The 24,291-nt window shown below is 67.0% G+C and carries 27 protein-coding genes and 1 pseudogene; 17 read left to right on the forward strand and 11 right to left on the reverse strand.

Going from position 1 to position 24,291, the window contains the following annotated elements:
• Positions 1-3 precede the first annotated feature (3 nt).
• From AC5P99_RS09130 to AC5P99_RS09170, 9 genes are all read left to right on the forward strand, one after another.
• Entirely contained in the window at positions 4-351 is a 348-nt protein-coding gene (locus AC5P99_RS09130; RefSeq protein WP_123959339.1) for a hypothetical protein, read from the forward strand.
• Between the two features lie 258 nt (positions 352-609).
• Complete coding sequence (locus AC5P99_RS09135) at positions 610-1,356, forward strand: N-acetylmuramoyl-L-alanine amidase (RefSeq protein WP_049449259.1); 747 nt, start codon at positions 610-612, stop codon at positions 1,354-1,356.
• Between the two features lie 67 nt (positions 1,357-1,423).
• Positions 1,424-2,590, forward strand: a complete 1,167-nt coding sequence (gene mltA, locus AC5P99_RS09140; RefSeq protein ID WP_049449553.1) for a murein transglycosylase A — start codon at positions 1,424-1,426, stop codon at positions 2,588-2,590.
• Positions 2,591-2,699: 109 nt separating this feature from the next.
• A complete protein-coding gene (locus tag AC5P99_RS09145; RefSeq protein WP_049423150.1) occupies positions 2,700-3,014 on the forward strand; it encodes a hypothetical protein in 315 nt (104 codons plus the stop codon).
• Between the two features lie 107 nt (positions 3,015-3,121).
• On the forward strand, positions 3,122-5,167 hold the full coding sequence (locus AC5P99_RS09150; protein ID WP_049449261.1) for a TonB-dependent receptor: 2,046 nt from the start codon (positions 3,122-3,124) through the stop codon (positions 5,165-5,167).
• Between the two features lie 170 nt (positions 5,168-5,337).
• Positions 5,338-6,399, forward strand: coding sequence for a two-component system sensor histidine kinase NtrB (locus AC5P99_RS09155; protein WP_005411862.1), 1,062 nt, complete (start codon positions 5,338-5,340; stop codon positions 6,397-6,399).
• On the forward strand, positions 6,392-7,840 hold the full coding sequence (gene ntrC / locus AC5P99_RS09160; RefSeq protein ID WP_012478733.1) for a nitrogen regulation protein NR(I): 1,449 nt from the start codon (positions 6,392-6,394) through the stop codon (positions 7,838-7,840). The genes AC5P99_RS09155 and ntrC overlap by 8 nt, the downstream gene beginning before the upstream one ends.
• Before the next feature lie 93 nt (positions 7,841-7,933).
• Positions 7,934-8,503: a superoxide dismutase family protein gene (locus AC5P99_RS09165; RefSeq protein WP_005407586.1), complete on the forward strand. Its 570-nt coding sequence runs from the start codon at positions 7,934-7,936 to the stop codon at positions 8,501-8,503.
• 31 nt (positions 8,504-8,534) lie between these two features.
• The gene (locus AC5P99_RS09170) at positions 8,535-9,161 is read left to right on the forward strand and encodes a superoxide dismutase family protein (RefSeq protein WP_005411864.1); all 627 of its coding nucleotides are present in this window, start codon (positions 8,535-8,537) and stop codon (positions 9,159-9,161) included.
• Between the two features lie 125 nt (positions 9,162-9,286).
• Here the strand turns inward: AC5P99_RS09170 and AC5P99_RS09175 are convergent, their stop codons facing one another.
• On the reverse strand, positions 9,287-10,174 hold the full coding sequence (locus AC5P99_RS09175) for a hypothetical protein (protein ID WP_005407588.1): 888 nt from the start codon (positions 10,172-10,174) through the stop codon (positions 9,287-9,289).
• A gap of 93 nt (positions 10,175-10,267) precedes the next feature.
• On the opposite strand from AC5P99_RS09175, the gene AC5P99_RS09180 reads away from it, so the two are divergent.
• Entirely contained in the window at positions 10,268-11,563 is a 1,296-nt protein-coding gene (locus tag AC5P99_RS09180) for an acetyl-CoA C-acetyltransferase (protein WP_088435804.1), read from the forward strand.
• Positions 11,564-11,707: 144 nt separating this feature from the next.
• On the opposite strand, the gene AC5P99_RS09185 is transcribed toward AC5P99_RS09180, so the two are convergent.
• The 3 genes from AC5P99_RS09185 to AC5P99_RS09195 form a co-directional block, all read right to left on the reverse strand.
• Complete coding sequence (locus AC5P99_RS09185; RefSeq protein WP_012478739.1) at positions 11,708-13,003, reverse strand: heme biosynthesis HemY N-terminal domain-containing protein; 1,296 nt, start codon at positions 13,001-13,003, stop codon at positions 11,708-11,710.
• Between the two features lie 6 nt (positions 13,004-13,009).
• Entirely contained in the window at positions 13,010-13,987 is a 978-nt protein-coding gene (locus tag AC5P99_RS09190; protein WP_049449273.1) for a uroporphyrinogen-III C-methyltransferase, read from the reverse strand.
• Positions 13,988-14,091: 104 nt separating this feature from the next.
• Positions 14,092-14,901 carry a uroporphyrinogen-III synthase gene (locus AC5P99_RS09195; protein ID WP_108269931.1) on the reverse strand — a complete coding sequence of 270 codons (810 nt, stop codon included), beginning with the start codon at positions 14,899-14,901 and terminating at the stop codon, positions 14,092-14,094.
• A 35-nt stretch (positions 14,902-14,936) separates the two neighbouring features.
• Here AC5P99_RS09195 and AC5P99_RS09200 point away from each other — a divergent pair, with 35 nt between their 5' ends.
• The 5 genes from AC5P99_RS09200 (at position 14,937) to AC5P99_RS09220 (ending at position 18,021) form a co-directional block, all read left to right on the forward strand.
• Positions 14,937-15,404, forward strand: coding sequence for a YiiD C-terminal domain-containing protein (locus AC5P99_RS09200; protein WP_005407593.1), 468 nt, complete (start codon positions 14,937-14,939; stop codon positions 15,402-15,404).
• Between the two features lie 32 nt (positions 15,405-15,436).
• Positions 15,437-15,862 carry a hypothetical protein gene (locus AC5P99_RS09205; RefSeq protein WP_005407594.1) on the forward strand — a complete coding sequence of 142 codons (426 nt, stop codon included), beginning with the start codon at positions 15,437-15,439 and terminating at the stop codon, positions 15,860-15,862.
• 57 nt (positions 15,863-15,919) lie between these two features.
• Positions 15,920-16,357, forward strand: a complete 438-nt coding sequence (locus tag AC5P99_RS09210) for a rhodanese-like domain-containing protein (RefSeq protein ID WP_005411869.1) — start codon at positions 15,920-15,922, stop codon at positions 16,355-16,357.
• A gap of 99 nt (positions 16,358-16,456) precedes the next feature.
• The gene (secB, locus tag AC5P99_RS09215; RefSeq protein WP_005407596.1) at positions 16,457-16,975 is read left to right on the forward strand and encodes a protein-export chaperone SecB; all 519 of its coding nucleotides are present in this window, start codon (positions 16,457-16,459) and stop codon (positions 16,973-16,975) included.
• Between the two features lie 20 nt (positions 16,976-16,995).
• On the forward strand, positions 16,996-18,021 hold the full coding sequence (locus AC5P99_RS09220; protein WP_005407597.1) for an NAD(P)H-dependent glycerol-3-phosphate dehydrogenase: 1,026 nt from the start codon (positions 16,996-16,998) through the stop codon (positions 18,019-18,021).
• A gap of 149 nt (positions 18,022-18,170) precedes the next feature.
• Here AC5P99_RS09220 and AC5P99_RS09225 read toward each other — a convergent pair whose 3' ends face one another.
• Positions 18,171-18,626 carry a YybH family protein gene (locus tag AC5P99_RS09225; RefSeq protein ID WP_049449279.1) on the reverse strand — a complete coding sequence of 152 codons (456 nt, stop codon included), beginning with the start codon at positions 18,624-18,626 and terminating at the stop codon, positions 18,171-18,173.
• A 136-nt stretch (positions 18,627-18,762) separates the two neighbouring features.
• Between AC5P99_RS09225 and AC5P99_RS09230 the strand changes: the two genes are divergently transcribed.
• Positions 18,763-19,437 (forward strand): Ivy family c-type lysozyme inhibitor, encoded by a 675-nt coding sequence (locus AC5P99_RS09230; protein ID WP_049449282.1) that lies wholly within the window; start codon positions 18,763-18,765, stop codon positions 19,435-19,437.
• A 60-nt stretch (positions 19,438-19,497) separates the two neighbouring features.
• Here the strand turns inward: AC5P99_RS09230 and AC5P99_RS09235 are convergent.
• From AC5P99_RS09235 to AC5P99_RS09250, 4 genes and pseudogenes are all read right to left on the reverse strand, one after another.
• Positions 19,498-19,871: pseudogene (locus AC5P99_RS09235) on the reverse strand (hypothetical protein).
• A 490-nt stretch (positions 19,872-20,361) separates the two neighbouring features.
• Positions 20,362-21,393 carry an ACR3 family arsenite efflux transporter gene (gene arsB, locus AC5P99_RS09240; protein WP_329755833.1) on the reverse strand — a complete coding sequence of 344 codons (1,032 nt, stop codon included), beginning with the start codon at positions 21,391-21,393 and terminating at the stop codon, positions 20,362-20,364.
• Positions 21,394-21,401: 8 nt separating this feature from the next.
• Positions 21,402-21,905: an arsenate reductase ArsC gene (locus AC5P99_RS09245; protein ID WP_329755835.1), complete on the reverse strand. Its 504-nt coding sequence runs from the start codon at positions 21,903-21,905 to the stop codon at positions 21,402-21,404.
• Between the two features lie 37 nt (positions 21,906-21,942).
• Complete coding sequence (locus AC5P99_RS09250; RefSeq protein WP_495213068.1) at positions 21,943-22,272, reverse strand: ArsR/SmtB family transcription factor; 330 nt, start codon at positions 22,270-22,272, stop codon at positions 21,943-21,945.
• A gap of 17 nt (positions 22,273-22,289) precedes the next feature.
• Between AC5P99_RS09250 and arsH the strand changes: the two genes are divergently transcribed.
• Positions 22,290-23,018, forward strand: coding sequence for an arsenical resistance protein ArsH (gene arsH, locus AC5P99_RS09255; RefSeq protein WP_049402850.1), 729 nt, complete (start codon positions 22,290-22,292; stop codon positions 23,016-23,018).
• Positions 23,019-23,052: 34 nt separating this feature from the next.
• On the opposite strand, the gene AC5P99_RS09260 is transcribed toward arsH, so the two are convergent.
• Together AC5P99_RS09260 and AC5P99_RS09265 are read right to left on the reverse strand one after the other, a co-directional pair.
• Positions 23,053-23,745 (reverse strand): L,D-transpeptidase family protein, encoded by a 693-nt coding sequence (locus AC5P99_RS09260; protein WP_049402849.1) that lies wholly within the window; start codon positions 23,743-23,745, stop codon positions 23,053-23,055.
• A gap of 157 nt (positions 23,746-23,902) precedes the next feature.
• Entirely contained in the window at positions 23,903-24,175 is a 273-nt protein-coding gene (locus tag AC5P99_RS09265; protein ID WP_005407606.1) for a hypothetical protein, read from the reverse strand.
• Positions 24,176-24,291: the final 116 nt, after the last annotated feature.

Genomic DNA, 24,291 nt, shown 5'->3' on the forward strand with positions numbered 1-24,291 from the left:
TTAATGTCTGATGGTTTCGAAAAATTCTCTTGTATTGATTTTCCGGCTCTGTATGGAAGCGTTGTATCGTTGAGGGCTTTTCTGGTTGTTCGTGGTAGGGAATGCTTTCTGGTAGATAGTCGTGATCATCAATTTTCTGATCTTAGGGTGGAGGTGAGTTCACCTGGTCTCGAAAGATTGCTTGATGAGGCCGTGGGAGGATGGGTTGGTGGTGTTGCCTCATACTTTGATGAGATCCTCATTTCGGGAGTAGTTCGCGAAGGGACGACCCGGAGAGACCTTGCGTCCATTGCGGAAATTTCAAGGCTTACGCTTTTTAGGGATGAATTGGTATTTGAAGTGATAGTTTAATGTCAGCTGTTTGCGGGTACTAATTGGTACTTTAGGGTCTGATTGAAATTATGGATTTTTTATTATTTTGGTTGTTATTGGGGGCGGGGCTGTGGCTGGTGTCGGGCAGGCTTTTCTGCGTGCAATTGTTCCTCTGGACTCGTGCAGGTCATTAGGCGAATTTTGACTGTCGAATATCCGGTTTCAGGGCCAAGGGGTGTCTGGACGATCGGCGCGCTGCGCCGAACCACGGCTGCGGTCCATGGTTACAATCTGCCCATGATCAGCCCCCGCCTTCTGGCTTCCACACTGCTGGCACTGGCCCTGGCGGCCTGCACCGCCACCGCGCCCGTGCAGCACAACCCGCTCGCCACCTGGGTGCCATCACCCAACCAGAACGCGCGCACGCCGGTCATCATCGTCATCCACCACACCGAGCAGAAGTCGGTGCAGCAGAGCCTGCATACGCTGCGCACGGCCAACAGCGGTGGACCGGTCAGTGCACATTACCTGGTCGGCGCCGATGGCCATCGCTACCAGCTGGTCGCCGATGAGCGCCGCGCCTGGCATGCGGGCGCGGGGCGCTGGGGCACCATCACCGATCTCAACTCGGCCTCGATCGGCATCGAGCTCGACAACGATGGCCGCAGCCCGTTCAGTGCGGCGCAGATCGAATCGCTGATCGTGCTGCTGCGCGATCTCACCACGCGTCTGAACATTCCGCCGCGACAGGTGATCGGCCATGCCGACCTGGCGCCGACGCGCAAGCAGGATCCGAGCCGCTTCTTCCCTTGGCAACAGCTGGCCGAGGCTGGCTTCGGGGTATGGCCGCGCGCCGCCGACGGCGCGGCACCGGAAGGCTTCGACGCGTGGAATGCGCTGGCCCGCTTCGGCTATCCACTGGACAACCGCGAAGCCACCGTCGCCGCCTTCCACCGCCGTTTCCGTGGCCGCGACGACCTGCCGAAGACGCTGGATGCCGAAGACGCGCGCATCCTGTACTCGCTGCTGCTGCAGACGCCGTGACCCCGCGCATGAACGCTTGACCCCGCGCCGGGTTGCCGCCCAGCGGCCGGCCCGCCACCATGGCGGCATGATCGATTCCGCCACCTTCTTCAAGCGCAGGCACTGCATCCTGCTGGCAGCGGCCGTGCTCGCCGGTTGCGCCACCACCGCCCCCCGCACCGGATCTGAAGTGCCGACGCCGGTCACGCCGCCCGCGGCCACCTATGCCAAGGCTGCATGGAGCGCATTGCCCCCGGTCTCCGATACCGATCTGCAGGCCGGCTTCGTTGCCTGGCGCAGCAGCTGCACCCGCCTGAAGAACGATGCGGTCTGGGCCAAACCCTGCGCCACCGCCGTAGCGGTGTCAGACAAGGACCCGGCCGCGATCCGCCAGTTCCTGCAGCGCGACCTTGATGTCTATGCGCTGCGTGCCGGTGGCCACCAGGCCGACGGACTGATTACCGGCTACTACGAGCCGATCTATGCCGGCAGCCTGACCCGCACCGACAAGGCGACGGTGCCGGTCTACGGCACTCCCGATGATCTGGTGGTGGTGCAGCTGGAGAGCCTCTACCCGGAACTGAAGGGCAAGCGCCTGCGCGGTCGCGTCGAAGGCAAGGTGCTCAAGCCCTATGACGACGCCGGCACCATCGCGTCCAAGGGCGCCAACGCCCCGGTGCTGGCCTGGCTGACCGACCCGATGGACCTGCAGCTGCTGCAGATCCAGGGATCCGGCCGCGTGCGCCTGGCCGATGGCAAGCAGGTGCGTCTGGCCTATGCGGAACAGAATGGCCACCCCTACCGCGCCATCGGGCGCTGGCTGGTGGACCAGGGCCAGCTGAAGAAGGAAGACGTCACCATGGACGCGATCCGCGCCTGGGCACGGGCCAATCCCGCGCGTGTGCCGGAACTGCTGCGCAGCAACCCCAGCTACGTGTTCTTCGTGCGCAACCCGGACAGCCCGGAAGGCCCGCGTGGTTCGCTGAACGTGCCGCTTACCGCCGGCTACAGCGTGGCGGTGGACCGCAGCGTGGTGCCGCTGGGCAGCCTGCTGTGGCTCTCCACCACGCGCCCGGACGGCACCCCGGTGGTGCGCCCGGTGGCCGCGCAGGACACCGGCGGCGCCATCGCCGGTGAGGTGCGCGCCGACCTGTACTGGGGCAGCGGGGATGCCGCCGGCAAGCTGGCCGGCGACATGAAGCAGAAGGGCAATATCTGGATGCTGTGGCCGAAGGGCGTGCCCCTGCCGAACTGAACCAGCAGGGGGTCGGATCCCTTTCCAAAGGGAAGGGCTCTCACCCCGGATGCCTGATAATGGCGCCATTCCGAACTTTCCGGCCGCGCCTGCGGCCAGGACCCCTGCAATGACCTACGCAAAGCACAACGCAAAACCCGGCGCGAAATCCGCCGCAAAGAAGTACTACAAGCACTGGGCCGAATCGGGCCTGGGCAAGGGCAACGTGCTGATGGAAGCCCGTGGCGAGAAGATCGTGCGCCAGGTGGAAATCTACGGCACCAGGATGGTCTGGGCCGACGAGCACGCCCACAGCGATGACCGCTTCCTGCTGGCCGACCAGCCAGTGTCGTTCCTGGATTTCGACGAAGATGACGAGATCAGTGCGCGCGAGTTCGAAAGCGCCTGGAAGAAGGCGCGGGAAGCCACCGGCTACCCGGTGTAATCCCAGCCCCCGGCACCCGCCCTTGTAGCGCCGAGCCTTGCTCGACGCTGCAAAAGCGGGCATGTGAAATGTTATATGATTACATTTCACCGCAGCCGCCCCTTCCCATGAAGACTCCCACCCTTGTGGCCGCCCTGGCGGCCGCGCCGCTCGCCCCTGAAGCTTTCGCACAGTCCGCCGATGCCGCGCTCACCCTCGGCAAGGTGCAGGTGCACCAGCACGGCGAAGGCCAGCTCAGTGCGCACCAGGTGCTGACCTCGGTGGACGTCCTGGGTGCAGACCAGATCGAAAACCGCAATGTCTCGCACAGCTGGGAACTGCTCGGGCAGATGCCCGGCATCCAGCTCACCGAAACCCGGCAGGGCGCCGAATCGGGCAAGGTCAGCTTCCGCGCCTTCAACGGCGAGGGCTACCTCAACGCCATCAAGACCCTCATCGACGGCATCCCCAGCAACGTCAACAGCGGCAACCAGCGCTTCATCGACATGCTGTTCCCGCTGGACATCAGCTACATCGAAGTGGTGCGCGGGACCAACGACCCGCGCTATGGGCTGCACAACATCGGTGGCAACGTGAACTTCGGTACGCGCCAAGGCGGCAGCTACACCGATGCGCGCCTCGCCTACGGCAGCTACAACACCCGTGATGCACAGCTGGCGGTTGGCCGCGAAGCCAATGGCTTCGCGCAGAACTATTTCGTCGGCACCCAGGCCAGCGATGGTTATCGCGACCACGACACCTCCAGGAAGTACTCGCTGGGCGGCAAGTGGTTCTTCGGCACGCTGGACGAAGGGCTGCGCGTGGGCCTGACCGCGCGCGCCTATCACCATGAGGCCGACGAACCCGGCTTCATGACCGCCGAGGAACTGCGCACGCACCGCCGTGGCAGCGAGCTGCGCAACGGCAACGACGGTGATGACCGCGACATGCGCCAGCTTGCCGCGCACCTGGATATGAAGCTGTCCGACGCACTCACCTTCGGCACGCGGCTCTACTACAACCGCTATGAAGACGACCGCCGCGTGACCTTCAGCGATCTGCCCACCGGCAACCTGCCGCGTCAGCGCCGCGTGTGGGATGAGCGCCAGACTGGCCTGCTCAGCACGCTGACCTGGCAGGCCAGCCCCGCGCTTACTGTCGAGGGCGGCCTGAACTACGAGCAGCAGGACAACGGCTATATCCGCGAGCGCTACGCCTACGCCGAACCGACCGATTACAGCCAGCCGCCGGCGCGCGTGCAGAACGACGACCGCCACAGCTTCGACAACTGGGGCGCCTACGTGCAGGCCATCTACCGGCCCGCCGAGGCGTGGAAGATCGTGCCGGCCTATCGTATCGATCGCTTCAGTGGCAGCACGCACCTGATGAACGGCGTCCGCGGACGCCTGCAGGACTACGGCACCATCGGTCAGCCCAAGCTGAGCGTCATCCACAGCCTGGGCCAGACCACCCACGTCTACGCGAACTGGGGCCGCACCTTCCAGGTACTGACCGGGTCCACCGCGCCGGCCTACCTCACCCCCGGGCAGGCACCGATGCAGCCGTCCACCAACACCGGCATGGAGCTGGGCCTGAAATTCCAGCCGTTTGCCGGCAGCCAGGCACGCCTGGCGGTGTGGCAGCAGGACGCGGAAAACGAGGTATCCAACATGCCGGCCACCGGCACCACGGTCACCCTGGGCAAGACCCGCCGACGCGGCGTGGATGCGCAGCTGAGCCTGCAACTGGGCGACGACTGGACGGTATGGGCCTCGCACGCCTACCAGGAAGCGAAGATCACCCGCGACGACCGCGATGCCGGCATTTCCCTGCAGGGCCGCGAAGTGGCTGCCACCCCGCGCCATATCAGCAATCTGGGTGTGGATTACCGCGCCGCTGATGCGCTGCGGCTGGGCCTGCAGGCGCGTGTACAGGGCGATTACTATCTGGAAGAACGCAACGTGGCCGGCAAGTTCGGTGGCTTCGCCGTGCTCGACCTCAGTGCTGCCTATCAGCTCACCCCGCGTTTCAGCGTGGACCTGCAGCTGAAGAACGTCACCGGCCGCCAGTACGCCTACGCCTGGTACGACAGCTTCTTCTGGGACAGCGCCCGCCCGATGTTCTCGCCGGCCCCGGGCCGCAGCGTGTTCGTCGGCCTGAACATGAAGCTGTAACCGGCCACGCATCTGGTAGTGGTCGAGCTTGCTCGACCTGCGGCAGGGGTCAGAGCCCTTTCCTGACGGAAAGGGATCCGACCCCGGACCCCGCAGCGCAAGGGGTCAGATCCCTTGCCGCGCGGAAAGGGCTCTGACCCCACACCAGCGTTTTGCACTACATTGGTGCAATGTCCGACCCCGCACCCCCGCCGTCCCTCGATGCCCTGGGCACGCCGCTGGCCTGGGCCGGGGCCGATGGCTGCATTGCCGGCTGCAATCCGGCCTTCGCCCGCTGGCTGGGCGTCAGCGTTCGGCGCCTGCTGGGTCGGCCATTGGCCGCCTTGGAAGTGCAGGGCGAGGCGTTGGCCCATTTCCTGGCCCGTGACGAGCGCGACAGCCTGCGCCTGAACCGGCTGGCGCTGGCGGTGCCCGGCGAGGCGCCGCGCTTCGCCGAGGGCTGGATGAGCCGCCGCGACGATGGCGGCTGGCTGCTGGAGGCGCATCCGGTCGATGAGTTCCCAGGACTCGATCCCACCCAGGCGCTGCCCAGCGCGCTCAGCGCGGCGCTGAAGGGCCTGGCCCACGAGCTGCGCAACCCGCTGGCCGGGCTGAAGGGCGCGGCCCAGCTGCTGGCCCGCCGCGCGGCGCAGCGCGACGCCAGCGAACGTGAGCTGATCGAACTGATCGGCTCGGAGATCGAGCGCCTCAACGGCCTGCTCGACCAGCTGCTGTCGCCGGCCCCGGCGGCGCCCCACGCCGAACTGAACATCCATGCCGCGCTGGAGCGCGTGCTGCGCCTGGCCGAGAGCGAAGCCGGCTGGGCGGTGCGCCTGCAGCGCGACTACGACCCCAGCATTCCCGAATTCCATGGTGACGCCGACCGCCTCACCCAGGCGGTCTGGAACCTGGTGCGCAACGCGATCCAGGCCGGCGCCGGCAACATCACCCTGCGTACCCGCGTGGAGCATGGCGTGCGCATTGCCGAGCAGCTGCACACGCTGGCGTTGCGCCTGGAAATCGCCGACGACGGCCGTGGCGTTCCCGAGGAACTGGCTGAACACCTGTTCCTGCCCTTGGTCAGTGGCCGTGCCGAAGGCACTGGCCTGGGCCTGGCGCTGGCCCAGCAGGTGGCGCGCGAGCATCGCGGCACGCTGACCTACCGCTCGCGCCCGGGCCATACCGTGTTCACTCTGCTGCTGCCGATCGTCAGCGGCGCTGCCCCGGCCGAGGAGGCCCCGCGCGATGTCTGAGTCTTCTTCGTCCCCGCAGCGCATCTGGGTGGTCGATGACGATCGGGCCGTGCGCTTCGTGCTGTGCACCGCGCTGCGCGAGGCGGGCTACCAGGTCGTCGATTTCGACAGCGCCGCACCCGCCCTGCAGGCGTTGAGCGAAGGCCCGCCACCGGCGCTGCTGTTCACCGATGTGCGCATGCCCGGCGACGATGGCCTGGTGCTGCTGGACAAGCTCAAGGCCGCGCTGCCGCAGCTGCCGGTGGTGGTGATGTCGGCCTATACCGATGTAGCCAGCACGGCCGGCGCGTTCCGCGGTGGCGCGCATGAATTCCTGTCCAAGCCGTTCGATCTGGACGATGCGGTGGCACTGGCGCAACGGGTGCTGCCGGCCGTCGCCCCGGCATTGGCGGCGGCCACACCTGCGGCCGAAGCGCATAGCGACCAACCGCCGCAACTGGTGGGCGATACCCCGCCGATGCGCGCGCTGTTCCGCGCCATCGGTCGCCTGGCGCAGGCACCGCTGGCGGTGCTGATCACCGGCGAGACCGGCACCGGCAAGGAGCTGGTGGCCAATGCGCTGCATCGCGAATCACCGCGCGCGCAGGGGCCCTTCGTCGCGCTCAATACCGCTGCAATCCCGTCCGAGCTGCTGGAAAGCGAGTTGTTCGGCCACGAAGCCGGCGCCTTCACCGGCGCGCAGCGCCGCCATATCGGCCGCTTCGAGCAGGCCGATGGCGGCACACTGTTCCTGGATGAGATCGGCGACATGCCGCTGCCGTTGCAGACCCGGCTGCTGCGCGTGCTGGCGCAGGGCGAGTTCTTCCGCGTCGGTGGCCGTGAACTGATCCGCGTCGACGTGCGCGTGGTCGCCGCCACCCACCAGGACCTGGAAGGGCTGGTTGCACAAGGAAAGTTCCGCGCCGACCTGCTGCACCGCCTCGACGTGGTGCGCCTGCAGCTGCCACCGCTGCGCGAGCGCCGCGAGGACATCGCACAGCTGGCCAGTACGTTCCTGGCCGCCGCCGCGCGCAAGCTGGATACACCGCCGAAGCGCCTGACCGCGGCCGCACTGCAGGCGCTGCGCGAACACGACTGGCCGGGCAACGTGCGCGAACTGGAAAACGTGTGCTGGCGGATGGCGGCGTTGGCGGCCGCCGACACCATCGGCGTGGCCGACGTCGATACCGCGCTCAACCGTACGCGCGGTCGTCGCAGCAGCACCACCAGCGCCGATCCAGGGCAGTGGGAAGCGCTGCTGGCCGAATGGGCACGCCGTCAGCTGGCCGAAGGCGTGGAAGGGCTGCACGCGCAGGTGCGCGAGCGGGTCGACCATGCGCTGCTGGAGGCCGCGCTGCAGATCACCCATGGGCGCCGCGCAGAAGCCGCTGCCCGCCTCGGCCTTGGCCGCAATACCCTTACCCGGAAGCTGGGCGCCGGGCGCCGCCGCGGGGGCCATTGAACGGCCCCTGCACGCGATCCTCGCGCCCGCTTGCCGAACCGTTGATCGTTCATGGACGATGCAACGCTTAGTGTCATCTGCAAGGAGTCCTTGATGCGTCTGTCCTTTGCCATCCTGCCGTTGTCCGCCGCCGTGCTGCTGTCTGCCTGTGGCAGCGCGCCGAAAAAGACCGAACCTACTCCGCCGCCGCCGACCGTGGTCAGCGCAGCGAAGCAGGGCGAGGCCAATCTTGCGCCGGCCTCGGCCAGCATTGTCAGTGGCCGCATCGCACTGATGGTGGAGCCCGGCGGTATCCACATCACCGGCCTGATCGGTGGCCTGCAGCCGATGCAGCAGGCCGGCTTCCACATCCACGAGCGCGGCGACTGCAGTGCGGTGGATGCCAGCAGTGCCGGCAATCACTTCAATCCCGGTGGCGCTGCGCATGGCCGCGCCGGCACCGGCAAGCACCACCTGGGCGACATGGACAATCTGCGTGCCGACGCCCAGGGCCGCGCCAACGTCGATATCCACCTCAAGGGCGTTACCCTTGGCGGAGGCGCCGCCACCGATATCGCCGGACGTGCACTGGTCGTGCATGCCAACGCCGACGACTATCGCAGCCAGCCCGCCGGCAACGCCGGCGTCCGCATCGCCTGTGGCGTGATCCGGGTTGTCCGCTGATCACTGCAGGCATCATCCAGGGAGAGATTCCATGCGCTTGATCCACACTTCGCTGTTCGCAGCCATTGCTGCGCTGGGCCTGGCGGCCTGCAACCAGCAGCCGGCCGCGCCGCAGGCTGAAACCCCGCCGGCCGCGCCGGCCGACGGTGCTACCACCGAACCGGCTGCAACGCCGGCCCCGGCGGCTGCACCGGCTGCCGATGCTACGGCCAGCGCCGAGCTGGCACCGACCCAGGGCAACGAGACCAAGGGCAGCGTCACCTTCAAGGTGGTCGATGGCAAGGTCCACGTGACCGGCCAGATCAGCGGCCTGAAGCCGGGCAGCGAGCACGGCTTCCACATCCACGAGAAGGGCGACTGCAGCGCCCCGGACGGCATGAGTGCCGGTGGCCACTTCAACCCGGGCAAGCAGGACCACGGCAACGTCGCCACCGATCCGCACCACGGCGGCGACATGCCCAACATCAAGGCCGACGACAAGGGCGTGGCCACCATCGACGGCCCGGTGTCGAGCAACGTCAACATCGGCAAGGGTGATGACTTCGACATCATCGGCCGTGGCCTGATCGTCCACGCCGATGCGGATGACTACAAGACCCAGCCGACCGGCAACGCCGGCGCGCGCCTGGCGTGTGCGGTGATCCAGAAGGCGCCGTAAGCGCGCTCCTGCTGGAAACGGAGAACACCGGCAGAAGCCGGCGTTTTTCTTGATCGGTCGTGCCGGCCGCTGGCCGGCAATCGTAGATCCGGATGTTGCCGGCCAGCGGCCGGCACTACCCGTCTTCAGCGCGCCAGCAGCTCGCGTGCGTCCTGACCGGCCTCGCAGTGCACGAACAGCACCGGCACGCCATGCGCTTCCAGCACGGCGGCCATCTGCCGCTGGCGCATCAGGAACTGCTCGTAGATGCCCTTCAGGCGGTCGCAATCGTTCTTGCCGTGATCGTAGTGCGCGCACCAGCCGGCCGGATCGAACAGCGCCATGCGTGCTTCGCCATGCGTGTAACGCAGCAGCGGCTCGGGCGCGGCGTTGAGCCATTCGTCTTCACCGGGGGCCATGATTGCGGTCTCGATCAGCGGCCACAGTGCGGCCAGGCCCTGGTTGTCGTACTGCATCGACATCATCGCGGCCAGATCATTCACGGTGAAATAGCGCGCGTGCTCGATGCGGGCACCGAAGGTGTTCTGCGCCATCAACGCAGTGTCGGCATGGGCCATGCCGTTGGCCAGCAGCGTGTCTTCCAGCGCCTCGGCCACCGCATTGGTCGTCGCCACGTCGCTGCCGGTCAGCAGGAACGGCACCACGCGCAGGCCACCGCCCACCAGGCTGGCATCGGCCTGGAACGGTAGCGGCACGTCGCCCTGGGCGTCGGTACCAAAGGCCAGCAGGCGCGGGCCCTGGTTGCGGCCCGGGGCACGCATCTGCAGTTCTTCCAGGCGGCGATGGATCGGCCAGCCCGGGCGCAGCACTTCGGCCGGGTCGAAATGGGCGGCGGCGAACACCAGGTCCAGCTCGGCCACCTGCGGCACCAGCTTGGACAGGTCGCGGCCGACGCGATCGGCCAGTTCACCGGCCTGTTCGGCGCTGAGTACCGCCTGGCGGGGGATTTCGCCGCCGGCCAGTTCCAGGGCCAGCACGCCAAGGGCATTCATCGCGGGGTCGGGTTTGCTCATGGTTCCACGGTTGGCCCATCACAGGGCGGCAGCTACACTTGGCTCCATTATGCCTGCTCCGCCGTGCAGGCCATGTTGCAGACACCCTCATCCATGCCAGGTATCTCCATGCCCAACGCTCGTCCCGTCGCCATCCTCGGTGGCGTCCGCATTCCGTTCTGCCGCCAGAACACCGCGTATTCGGATGTCGGCAACCTCGGCATGTCGGTCCGTACGCTGGGCGCGCTGGTCGAACGGTTCGGCCTGCACGGCCAGCAGCTGGGTGAAGTGGCGATGGGTGCGGTGATCAAGCACTCCAGCGACTGGAACCTGGGCCGTGAAGCCACGCTGTCGTCCGGCCTGTCGCCGCTGACCCCGGGCATCACCCTGCAGCGCGCCTGTGGCACCTCGCTGGACAGCATCATCACCGTCGCCAACAAGATCGCGCTGGGCCAGATCGAATCGGGCATCGGCGGCGGTTCGGACACCACCTCCGACGTGCCGATCGTCTACGGCAAGAAGCTGCGCGCGCGCCTGCTGGCCGCCAACCGTGCCAAGAGCACCGGCGACAAGATCCGCGCGCTCACCACCGGCTTCAAGTTCTCCGAGCTCAAGCCCGAGTTCCCGGGCGTGGCCGAGCCGCGCACCGGCAAGAGCATGGGCGACCACTGCGAGGACATGGCCAAGGAATGGAACATCTCGCGCGACTCGCAGGACGAGTGGGCGGTGTCCTCGCACAAGAAGCTGGCCGCTGCCTATGAGCGCGGTTTCTTCAACGATCTGATCGCACCGTTCCGTGGCGTCGAGCGCGACAACATCCTGCGTCCGGATACCTCGCTGGAAAAGCTGGCCACGCTGAAGCCGGCCTTCGACAAGGTCTCCGGCCGTGGCACCCTGACCGCCGCCAACTCCACGCCGCTGACCGATGGCGCCGCCGCGGTGCTGCTGGCCAGTGAAGAGTGGGCGCGTGCGCACGGCCATGAGCCGCAGGCGTACCTGCGCGATGCGCACGTCTCTGCGGTGGACTTCGTGCATGGCGAAGGCCTGCTGATGGCACCGACCGTGGCCGTGCCGGAGATGCTCAAGCGCAACGGCCTGACCCTGCAGGACTTCGACATCTACGAGATCCACGAGGCCTTCGCTGCACAGGTGCTGTGCACCCTGCGTGCGTGGGAGAGCGAGGATTACTGCCGCAACCGCCTGGGCCTGGATGCGCCGATGGGCCGTATCGACCCGGACAAGATCAACCTGCTGGGCTCGTCGCTGGCTACCGGCCACCCGTTCGCCGCCACCGGTGCACGTGTGATTGCTACCGCAGCCAAGCAGCTGGCCGAACGCGGCGGTGGCCGCGCGCTGGTGTCGATCTGCACCGCCGGCGGCATGGGCGTGGTGGCGATCGTCGAACGCTGATCGCATTCATCGAACAAAAAAACGCCGCCCATCGGGCGGCGTTTTTTTGTCCGGTGGATGCCGACCGTTGGTCGGCATGGTGCGGGAAGCATCCACGCATGGCGTGGATCTATTGGGTGGGTGCCGACCGTTGGTCGGCACGCCTCACGGCAACCGCGGGTTGCCGAACTCGTCGCGCTCTTCATTGGCGTCATACACCGGCGGCTGCACCGCGATCGGCTGCTCTTCCACCGTGGCACGTAGCGGCGCCTCGCTGCCGCGCACCAGCGCCACGCTGTCCTCGCCGCGCTGCAGTCGCAGCGCATTGGCCAGGCACTGCGCGGCCAGCGCGTGCTCGCCACGCTGTGCGAACAGCTCACCCAGTGCCTCCCACGCCGGGGCACCGGCGCCCGCAGCGATGGCCTCGTGCAGGAACGTATCGGCGGCATCCCACTGCTGCTGGGCCAGGGCCACGCGGCCCTGCGCCAGATGCAGTGCGGCCGAGCCATCATGCACATTGCGCCAGCGCGCCAGGTTGGCCTGGCGGGTGGCCAGGCGCTCGGCCGGCAGGCGGCCGTACAGCGCCACCAGTTCGTCGTCCCAGCGCTGGTCCAGCGCCTGTTCCAGCGCCAGCAGCGCCGGCTCATCCCAGTTCAGGGCCACCGCGCGGCTGGCATAGGCGCCCACCACGTCCGGGGTCGGCCGCAGCGCCTTCGGCGTGGCTTCCCACTGTGCGGCCAATGCGTTGACGTCGGCCGCTTCCAGCAGCGCCTGTGCGGCCAAGCGGGCTTCCAGTTCGCTGTTTGATTCGGCCGGCAGTACCTTGCTCTGGCGCAGCGCACCCAGCTGGCCATAGGCCTCGTGTGCGCGGCCGGCACGCGCCAGCGCTTCGGTACGCAGCCACAGGCCGCGCGGCGGCAGCGGCTGGATCGCCGCCACGTCCAATGCATTGATCGCATCCACCGGCAGATCGCGCGCCAGCAGCTGTTCGGCGCGCAGCAGTGCCTGCAGGGTGGCATCGCTCTCGCCAAGACGCTGCAGCAGCGCTTCACCGGCGGGGCCGTCGGCACGTGCCTGTGCGCTGCGCACGGCATTGGCCAGCGCCACCGCGCTCACTTCCGGGTCCTTGGCAGCGCCATCCAGCAGCTTCTCGGCACGCTGCCACTGGCCGTGCTCGTAGGCCTGCAGGCCGTCGATCAGGCGCACCCGGCCCTGCTTGCGGCGGTAGCGGCCCCAGGCGCGGAACGGTGCGGCAATCAGGCTCCACAGCAGCCACAGCACCAGCACTGCGATCACCGACAGCAGCGCCACCTTCGGCAGGTTGCTGTGGTAGTCGTAACCGCCGTAGCGCAGGGTCACTTCACCGAAACGGTTGAGGTCATCGGCGCCGAGCCATTGCGCGGCCACCACGCCGATGGCCACCGCCAGCAACAGCACAACCAGGGATTGCAGGGGTTTCATGCGGGATTACCTCCGGTCGGTCTGGGTGCGCAGTTGCTGCAGGGTGCTGCCAAGCACGGTGTTGCTGGCCTGCAGCGGAAGCTCGCGCAAGGCCTTCAGTTCAGCACGTTGCGCGCGCAGGGCCGGTGAATCCGGCCAGCGCCGCTGTGCCCAGTGCTCCACGCGTTCCAGTGCGGTATCGCGGCCCGTGCGGTCGCCGCGTTCGATCGCGGCGCGCGCCAGGGTCAGTTCCAGCTGCAGGGCGTCGTCGGCATTGCGACGTTCGGCGGCGGTCAGCGGGCCATTCTGGCGGCTCGGGGTGATGTCCACGAACGGGGCCAGCGTCGATTGCCACCACGGTTTTGCGGTGTCGGTCGCAGCGTTGCCGGTCACCTGCGACGGCAGCCCCTGCAGTGCCCTGGCCAAGGCATCCAGCCGCTGCAGCGACTGCACGCGCGGGCCGGCGCCCAGCGCATCGAGTGCATCGCGCTCCTGCACCAATGCCTGGCGCAGGTTCAGGCCATCGCTGTCGGGCAGATCGGCCAGCGCGGTGGCGGCCTGTGCATACAGGCGGCGCGCGCCTTCCACGTCGTCGGCATAATTCAGCCGTTGCGCCGCCTGGGTCAGCAGCAGTTCGGCCTCATCGCGCTGTACCGCCTGGCGGCCCTGGTTGGCGCTGTCGGCCAGCTTGGCCAGGTTCTCTTCCAGCAGCGCACTGCGCTGCGAAAGGCCCAGCATCTCGTCGCGCAGCACGCGGTTGGTGGTCGCCGCATCCTGCAGGCGCTGGCTGGTCGCGCGCTGGTCGCGGCGCAGTGCATCCAGCGTCGCCTCCAGGCCCTGCAGCTGCACGGCCATGGTCTGTGCCTGCGCTTCCTGTTCGTGCTGTTGCTGCTGCCAGACGTACCAGCCGGCATAGCCGCCCACGCCAAGCACGACCACCCCGGCCAGCGGCAGCAGCCAGCGCGCGGGGCGACGGGGCGGGGAAACGGGCGGAGTCTCGTTCATGGGGCTTCCTTGTCGGCAACGTCGCCGGTCAGGATCCGGCAGGCCGCGTTGTGCACAGCATCACTGTTGCCGACCACAGCGGCAAGCGTGACCCACGTCCCTGTTCAGGTCGCTGCCGGGACGGTGAGCGTGGCGTGTGCAGCGGCCACCAGCTGTGCCGTGGTGGGCCCGGCCGCGCGCACCACGCGCTGCAGCCCCAGTGCATGCGCCTGATCGCCCAGCCGTTCGCTGGCCACGACGACGGTGGCCTGGGTCTGCAGGCGTTGCTGCAATGCCGGCGGAAGCTGCTGCCAGAAATGCTGCAGCGCTTCGCCACTGCTCACCGCCAGCACCCACGGCTGCGCTGAATGCGCCAATCGAACCAGCGTGCGGGGCGACAGGCGCAGCAGGCGGCGCTGGTAGACATCGGCACGTTCGATCGTGGCGCCTGCGGCCTGCAGGTGTGCAGCAATCAGCCCGCGTCCGCCGGGCGCGGTGACCAGGCCGATGCGCAGGCCCCGCGCCTCGGCCAGCACCGGCAGCGCCAGCAGGCCCTCGCTGTCCATCCGTTGCGGTGCATGCACCTCGCCGACGCCCTGCGCCCGCAGTGCGCGCGCGGTGCCTTCGCCCACGGTCAGCCACGGGCTGCGTTGCGCCTCGGCCAGTGGCAGCAGGGTGGCGGCCGCGGTCACGGCGGCCGGGCTGGTGAACACCACCCGATCGCAGTTCAGCGCGCGTTGCAGCTGACGCACCACTGGCATGCCGTTCAAGCGCTGCAGGCGCCAGGGTGGCAGGGCCACCACATGCCCGCCCAGCCCAGCAACGGCGCGGCGCAGTGCGGAATTCTGGCCCTGCGGTCGCAGCGAAATGAAGGTCCAGCCCGGCTCGGAACCGGCGGCGCCAGTGGGTATCGTATGGTCGGCCATTGCCTGCATTATGCGGGCCCTTCGTTGTCGTGGTCTCTGCTCCGATGTCCGTTGATGCTCTGACTTCCTCGCTGGCCGCCCTGCAGGACGTGCTGGACTGCATGCCGGCGGTGCGCGCCATGCAGATCCAGCTCGACGGCTATGCCGATGGCGTGCTGCGCATCACCGCGCCGCTGGCCGCCAACGTCAACGACAAGGGCAACGCCTTCGGTGGCAGCCTGGCCTCGGTGCTGACCCTGTCCGGCTGGGCGCTGGTCAGCCTGCGCCTGCGCCTGGCCGGCCACGATGCCGAGGTCTACGTGGCCGACAGCAACCTGCGCTACCTGGCCCCGGTCTACGAAGACCTGCACGCCCACGCCGAAGCGGCCGAGGCCACCGGCTGGGACGCCTTCCTGAACACCTTCCGCCAGCGCCGCAAGGCCCGCATCAGCATCATCGCCACCCAGCCCGGTGCCGATGGCAAGCCTGCCGCAGAGTTCAGCGGTCGCTTTGTTGCCTTCGCCAAAGGGTAGGATGGCAGGCTGACGTTCTGGGGAAACCACCGATGCGCCGCCTCATCCAGTTCCTGATGTGTTCCCTGCTGCTGGTCAGCGCCGTGGCTTCGGCCGACGACCTGAGCCGCAAGCAGCGCAAGCTGCTGGAAGAGACCCAGATCGCCTACGGCGCCACCATCCGCTGGGGCAGCATGGACGATGCCATCGGCTATCTGGACCCCAAGCTGCGCAAGGAAAAGCCGCCCACCGAGTTCGAGCTCAACCGCTACGCGCAGCTGCGCGTGTCGTCCTACCGCGAGCGCAGCAGCGCGGCGCTGGAAGGCGGCCTGGTCGAGCGCCGGGTCGAAATCGGGGTGATCAACCAGAACACGCAGGCCGAACGCACCGTGATGGTGGTCGAGCGCTGGCGCTGGGATCCGGAGGCCAAGCGCTGGTGGCAGACCGCCGGCCTGCCGGACCTGTGGAAGGGGCAGTGACGGGCCGCGTCCGGCTTGTGCGACAATCGGCGCCCGCTTAATCGACCCGTGACCTGAGTGAATTACGAAGAGTTGCTGGCCTTTGCAGGCCGAAACCCGATGCTGTCCGCGGCCCTGGTCGGCCTGACCGTGGCCATCATCGTCACCGAGATCCGCCGCCTGTTCCGGGGCTTCAAGGGCATCAAGCCCGCCGAACTGACCCAGCTGATGAACGCGGGCGGCACGGTGGTGGTCGACCTGTCGGCCAGCGGTGACTTCGAGAAGGGCCACATTGCCGGCAGCCGCAACGCCCAGGCCAGTGCCTTCGGCCCGGACCACAAGCTGGTGGCCAACGCCAAGCAGTCGCCGGTGGTGCTGGTGTGCCGCAGCGGCAACGCTTCGGAAACCGCCGCCAAGGCGCTGAAGAAGGCCGGCTTCGAGAAGGTTTACGTGCTCGACGGCGGCATTCCCGCCTGGCAGCAGGCCGAGCTGCCGCTGGTCAAGGGCCGCAACTGATTGCCGCAGGTGGCGGATCCGGCCTTGTATGGGCCTGATCCCGCCCCCATCGCAGTAATTCGACCATCGTTTTCATTGCATTCATTGGAGTTACTGGAAATGTCCGAAGAGATCACCAACGGCGCTGCTGCGCCGGTCGATGCCGCCACCGGCCCCGCTTTCACCGTCGAGAAGATCTACGTCAAGGACGTCTCCTTCGAGTCGCCGAACGCTCCGACCATCTTCAATGACCAGGTGCAGCCGGAGCTGCAGCTGAACCTGAACCAGCAGGTGCAGCGCCTGGGTGAGAACGCCTTCGAAGTGGTCCTGGCCGTGACCCTGACCTGCCAGGCCGGTGAGCGCACCGCCTACGTGGCCGAAGTGAAGCAGGCCGGCGTGTTCGGCCTGGTCGGCCTGGACCCGCAGTCGATCGACGTGCTGCTCGGCACCCAGTGCCCGAACATCCTGTTCCCGTACGTGCGCCAGCTGATCAGCGACCTGATCCAGGCCGGCGGCTTCCCGCCGTTCTTCCTGCAGCCGATCAACTTCGAAGGCCTGTACGCAGAAACCCTGCGCCAGCGCCAGGAGCAGGGCGACGCACCGTCGCTGGCTGACTCCGAGCCGGCTGGCAACGCCTGATTCCTGCCGCGACGTCACGGATGAGCACTACCGCTGACAAGATCGCCGTGCTTGGCGCCGGTTCCTGGGGAACCGCGCTGGCCAGCCTGCTCGCACGGCACGGTCATCCGACCGTGCTGTGGGGGCGCGATGCTGCCGTGGTCGAAGCCATCGACCAGCGCCACGAGAACCCGCGTTACCTGCCGGGCATCCCGCTGCCGGACAGCCTGCGTGCCACCACCGACCTGGCGTCGGCGGTGGAGGGCGCGGCCTGGATCCTGGTGGTGACCCCCTCGCATGCCTTCGGCGAAACCGTGCGTGCGCTGGCGCCGCTGCGTCCTGCCGGTGCCGGCGTGGCCTGGGCCACCAAGGGCTTCGAACCCGGTTCGGGCCGCTTCCTGCATGAAGTGGCGCGCGAAGTGCTGGGTGAGGACGTGCCGCTGGCCGTCGTCACCGGGCCGTCGTTCGCCAAGGAAGTCACCCAGGGCCTGCCGACCGCGATCACCGTGCACGGCGACGTGCCCGAGTTCGCGCAGACGGTGGCCGAGGCGATGCATGGCCCGGCGTTCCGCGCCTATACCGGCGACGACATGGTCGGTGCCGAGCTGGGCGGCGCGATGAAGAACGTGCTGGCCGTGGCCACCGGCGTGGCCGATGGCATGCAGTTGGGCCTCAACGCCCGTGCCGGCCTGATCACCCGTGGCCTCAACGAGATGCTGCGCCTGGCCGCTGCCATCGGTGCCAAGCCGGAAACGCTGATGGGCCTGGCGGGCCTGGGCGATCTGGTGCTGACCTGCACCGGCGACCTGTCGCGCAACCGCCGGCTGGGCCTGGCCCTGGGCCGTGGCCAGACGCTGCAGGATGCCGTGCGCGAAATCGGCCAGGTGGTCGAATCGGTGCAGACCGCCGACGAAGTGATGCGACAGGCGCGCCGCCATGGCATCGACCTGCCGATCTCCGACCGCGTGCGTGCCGTGCTGCATGGCGAGCAGACGCCGGAAGAAGGCCTGCGCGCATTGCTGGCGCGGGAACAGAAACCGGAGTATCCGGACACGCTGTTCAAGTGAATCGAAAAACCCCGGCCCAGTGCCGGGGTTTTTTCATCAGGGAGTACACGCGGGTGCCGGACGGGAGACAGGCTTTGGTGGGTGCCAAGCTTGCTTGGCATCATGCGCGCTGCATATCCACGCATGGCGTGGATCTACTGCAACGCCGATCACCGCGCCCGTGGCGGCGCGCTGGTGTTATCCATGTCCGAAAAGATCAACCACGGCCCATCACTCACGCGCTTCAACGTGAGCGTGAACTTGCCGGTATCGCCCACGTTGTTGCCGTAGCTGTACGCACCAATGATGTAGCCCGTATTCCCCTCCACCGCATACGCCAACGCACGCAGCCGCAACGGACTGCTGCCCTGGCCGCCATATGCGGCCTCGATTGCGCTGCGGCCGCGCACCGGCGGCTGGTTGCTCTGCAGCACAAAACCATCCTCGGCGAACAGCGCAGCCAGTGCCTTGGCATCACCCGTGCGCCACGCCTGCTCGTAGTCGCGCAGTACACGGTCCAGCGATGCGGGCAGCGCGATATCGGGAAGCGGCTGTGCGGGCTTCGCGCCTTCTGCATCGTGGGCAATTGCCGGCGATGCCATCAGCAGGGCACTGCAGAAGATCATGGCGAGTCGTGTGCGGCGCATGCGTCCAGGCCCTGGAGATGATGGGAAGGCTTCAGACGCATCCTAGCGCGCCGCTGGTTAGAATCATGCGGCCGCCGATTTGGTGGATGCAGCGCAGATCAGACAAGGACACGGAATGAAGATGCGAATCACAGGGATGGCGATGATGGCCGCGCTGCTGGCAGCCTGCGGACAGGCACCGGAGAAGACTGGCGAGACTGCACCTGCTGTGGCGCCGGCACCGACCACCGAAGCACCGGCCGCCGCGGCGACGGTGGTCGAGAAGGAACCGTCCGCCGAAAACGGTGTGGACCCCTCGGTGTGGGACAACGAAGGCGAACCGGAAGACCCGAGCGCCGGCGGGGAACTCACCTGCGCGGACAACCCGCTGGCGACGCATTTCTTCACCCTGGTGGGCGGCAATACCGTGGACGACTGCGGCCGCAAGGATCCGAAGGTGCTGGCCGCGTTCAACGCCCTGATGAAGAACACGGCCGCAGCCGAATCCGCTGACAAGGAGATTCCATCGCTGCGCGAACGCCTGTTGAGCGGGCCCAGCGGTCCTGGCGAACTGGTAGTGCTGCAGGGTGAGCCGTGGTGGTTCTACACCGCCTGCCAGGCCCACGACTGCCCCGGCACGGCGTTGGCGATGTTGTATTCGCCCGATCAGTCGAAGATGGTTGGCCGTCTTACCGCGCGCTGCCGTGTATGGTGGCTGGGCGAGCCGACGGCGGAACAACGTGCGCAGATCGAACAGCGCCAGCCACTGCAGGATGCCGCGTTGAAGGAAGACAGCGCACTCTGCGAGTGATGTGGCGCGCGCCGCAGCGCCGGGCCGTGCCCGGCGTTGCAGTGAGCGTTGTTCCCCGTATCACCCTTCCGGCCGCATGCGTGCGCTGACCTGTGCTGTCAGCGACAGACTGACCATCATCAGGCCCTCCATCACACGGTCGCCCACGTACTCCTCGTCGGGTCCGTTCTGGCGCACGCGCTCGGCAGCATCAGCATTTCCAGCGCCACTCGCATGCCGGTCAATGCGCAATCCGCGTCGGCCAAGGCCATGCGGCGGCCGGGCATCTGATGACGTTCCGGCCAGGGCTGGCCGTCGGCGGCGGCGCCCTTGCCGATGCGGTCGAGCGTGGCGATGAAACCGTGCGGATCGTGCGGGTGCAGTGCTTCCGAGGGCGCGTCCGCGTTGGCGGGCACGTACTGCGCGCGCAGGCGGGAGGATTCGGGTGTGCTCATGGCAAGGGCTCCGTGCAGGACAGACGGTAACCGCCACATAGAGGTGGCGGGCGGAGACGTGGCTCGAAAACCGGGAGATCACGAACAAGACCGGCAGGCGCAAGGCCTCCACGCTCCGCCCGCCATAGCCGGCAGACGGAATGCCAGCCGGCGCCACGCGGGGTGACGCCGGCTGGCAAGCGCAAACAACGTTCGTGATCTAACGGGTTTTCGAGGCCCGGCCACCCATTTTCCGGCGGCCCACCATCTGTACCGCCGTCGCTGCGCAACGCCAATCAGAAGAGTTGCATTCAACGCTGGATCAAAGACGCTTTTGGCATTTTTGCATGCTGTTAAGCCGTCGCAGACGCAGGCGCCGCAACGTCCGTAGCGGCATGAGGAATATGCGACATGGGTCGAAGTTGATGACGTGGCGTACGGGTACCCCACCAGGCCGATGACGACAGTGCGGGGCGAAGAACGCAAATCGACTTCGGCGCACTCCGGTGTGTCAGTGCTCTTCGCGTCTCTCGTACCAGGCTTGAGTACGGTTCACGATCCGCACCACAGACAACATGACCGGCACCTCGATCAGTACACCCACCACCGTCGCCAGCGCAGCCCCCGAGTGCACGCCGAACAGTCCCACCGCTGTGGCCACAGCCAGTTCGAAGAAGTTGCTGGCGCCAATCAGCGCTGAAGGGCCGGCCACGCAATGCGCCACGCCCAAGCGGCGGTTGAGCAGGTAGGCCAGGCCTGAAGTGAAGTAGACCTGGATTAGGATCGGCACTGCAATCAGTGCAATCACCAGCGGTTGCTTCACGATCTGCTGGCCCTGGAACCCGAACAGCACCACCAGCGTCAGCAGCAGCGCTGACAGGGACAGCGGTCCCAGCCTTCGAAGCGCACGCTGCAGGCCCGCCTCGCCGCTGCGCGAAAGGATCCAGTGCCGCAGCAGGGCGGCCACCAGCACGGGCACCACAATGTAGAGACCCACCGACAACAGCAGCGTGTCCCACGGCACAGTGATCGCTGACAGGCCCAGCAACAGCGCCACCACCGGTGCGTATGCGACCACCATGATCGCGTCGTTCAACGCCACTTGGCTCAGGGTGAAGTTGGCATCGCCGCGGCACAGGTTGCTCCAGACGAACACCATGGCAGTGCAGGGCGCGGCTGCCAGCAGGATCAACCCGGCGACGTAGCTGTCGATCTGCCCCGCCGGCAACCAGTCCGCGAAGGCATGGCGCAGGAACAGCCAGCCCAGCAGCGCCATCGAAAACGGCTTGACCGCCCAGTTGATGAACAGTGTCACCCCGATGCCCTTCCAGTGCTGCTGCAACTGGCGCATTGCGCTGAAGTCGACCTTCAGCAGCATCGGGATGATCATCAACCAGATCAGGGCGGCAACCGGCAGATTGACCTTGGCGATTTCGGCCGAGGCCAACTCCGCGAAAGCAGCGGGTAGGAAGTGGCCCAGCAGCGTGCCGACCGCAATACAAAGCCCGACCCAGAGCGTCAGGTAGCGCTCGAACAGATTCATGCGGGAAGTCACGGCATGCGATCAGTTGGCGGCAGCTGTCCGATCCGATCCAGCGTTTGCTGCAGCGTCTCGCGGTCGGACCACAATGATGCAGGCAGTGTGAGCAGCGCACGCAGCCGCGCCTTCACGATGGCATGGGCCAGCGCGAAGGCTGCGGCCTTGTCGGCATCGCTGCCTGCCACGGCCGCCGGATCGGGCAGGCCCCAGTGGCTGCGGACGAAGTCACCGAACACCACAGGGCAGGCTTCCGCTGCGGCTGCATCACACACGGTGATCACCAGAGCCATCGGTGCTGCATCCACGAACTCATCCCACGACTTGCTGCGCAGCCCTTCAATGGGCATTCCTTCGGCCTGCAACTGGGCCAGCGCGAAGGGGTTGATCTGGCCATTGGGCTGGCTGCCCGCACTGAATGCGCTGAAGCGATCGCCGCCCCATGCACGCAGGGTGGCTTCGGCAAGCACGCTGCGGGCGCTGTTGCCGGTGCAGAGGAACAGGACATTGCGGGTCATGGAGCAATTGCCTTGAGAGGAGAGGATCTGTGTGGGGTCAGCCCTTGCAGGCGGGCGCCGTGGGCATGCATTGCCCGGTTGGCGAGCCCGCGCAGCAGTTGTGCGTCAGGTACTCGATCAAGCCGTTCATCGCATCGAAGTTGGCGCGGTAGCAGACATGGCGACCCTGGCTTTCGCTCTCCACCAGGCCGGCCTGCACCAGCTCCTTCAGGTGGAAGCTGAGCGTGGCTGGGGGCACCTGCAGGGCCGTGGCGATGTCGCCCGCCATGCGACCTGCCGGGCCAGCCTCCACCAGCAGGCGGAAGGCAGCCAGGCGGGTGGCATGGCCCAGAGCAGTCAGGGCAGCAATTGCATTCAACGTTTCCATATTTCTAGAATAATCGAATGAATAAGCCCATCACAAGCCCCCATCTACCGAATCTGGTAGACGCCTCGCTGCCCCAGCCCGATCACCACCAGCTCGCTGCGGCAGATCCGGGACCGCCACGCATCCTCCTGCTCTACGGCTCGCTTCGGCCGCAGTCGTTCAGTCGCAAGCTGGCGCTGGAAGCCGAGCGATTGCTGCGTCACCTGGGGTGCGAGACCCGCGTGTTCGATCCGCATGCGCTGCCCATGCTGGACAGCGTGCACCCGCACCACCCTGAAGTGCAGCGACTGCGCGAATGGTCGCAGTGGTCGGAAGGCCAGGTCTGGGTCAGCCCCGAGCGGCATGGCACGGTCACCGGCGTGTTCAAGAACCAGATCGACTGGTTGCCGCTGGAAGATGGCAGCGTGCGGCCCACGCAGGGCAGGACGCTGGCGCTGCTGCAGGTGAGTGGCGGCTCGCAGTCGTTCAATACGGTCAACACGTTGCGCGTGCTCGGCCGTTGGATGCGCATGCTGACCATCCCCAACCAGTCGTCAGTGGCCAAGGCCTGGCAGGAATTCGATGACGACGGCCGGATGAAACCCTCGCCGTACTACGATCGGGTGGTGGATGTGATGGAAGAGCTGGTGAAGTTCACGCTGCTGACGCGTGGCAGGACGGACTACCTGGTGGACCGTTACAGCGAGAGGAAGGGCGATGCGCATGCCGCTGCATTGGCGCGGGCGGCGGGCGCTGCGGCTTCCTGACTTCCAGTACGCAAACGCTTTCCACTACCCACTTCTACTTGCTTGCGCGCCGCGCGCCTTTCTCGTCTTCGTCCTTCGCATCGCCACGGCTCTGCGCGAACTCCGGGAACGTCTTCGCGATCGAATCCTTGTCCGGCAGGATGTAGAACACACCGCCCTTCTCGAACGTGGACTGCACGATCTGCTCGTAGAACGCGGGCGAGACGTTGATGCAGCCGTGGGTGACGCGGTTGTCGTCCGGCGTCGGCGTTGCCAGCCGTTGGGCGCGTTTCTCTTTCGGGGTGCCTGGCGGCAGCGGGTGCATCGAGACGGCGGAATCGTAGTCCACCCACAGCACGCGCCCGGCATCGTCGGAGGGGCCGTAGCCACCAATGAAACGGCCGGCAGGGGTGGTGCGGTCATGGCCGGGAATCGCGCTCAGTGCGAGCTTGGCAACACCAGGGGCCGAGTGATCACCGATGGCCGAACCGAACAGCGCCGGTGCCGCGCCGCGCAGCTTACCGTCGCCGCCGAAGATCAGGACCTGCGCGGCGGCCTTGTCCATGATTGCGAACGGGTAGCCCTGGTTGTCCTTGCTGGCAACCACCCAGCCGGCCAGCTCGATCACTGTTTCGGACACGCTCTGGTCGGGTGGAAGTTCATCAACGGCAGCAATTCGCTGTTCAGGCGCTTCCTTGTCCTTGCCCTTGGCGCTGGCTGCGCCGCTGCACGCAACGGCCAGTGCCATCGCCAGTGCGGCATGGAGGACGCGGCGTGCAGGGGAGGAGGAGGTACGAATGGGACGGCTCCTTGCAATGCAATCCTGGGTGGAAGGATGCCAGTGGCCGGCGAAGGCCACTGGTTCCCGATACAGAGGTGGAGCAATTCAAAGGATGAGGGAGCTATCAGCCGCGCGGCTTGCGACCGGCCGGTGCCCTTTCAAGCTGCTGTACGCGGCCTTCGATCTGGTCCAGACGCTGGTTGGCCTGCTGCGCCGACTGGTTGGCGGACTCGGCACTCTGGGCAGCGCCCTGCACCTTTACGTCGAGCTGATCGAGGCGCGAGTTGATGGTTGCGAACTCGTCCTTGTAGGTGGCGCAAGCGCCGAGGCTTACGGTGGCCACGATGGCGACGGTGATGGCGCGTGCTGCGTTGATGTGCTGCTTGGTCAGTTTCATTTCCAACTCCCTCCTTCGTCTGGGGAAGCTGGAATATAGCGGCGTTTGTTCCCGGCGCTAGCCCGTGCTTTCAGCTGGAATTTGAGTACGTGGATGGGCTGTGAAGGCCTGTAGAT

The organism is Stenotrophomonas sp. YJH_SMC_80 (assembly GCF_059372495.1).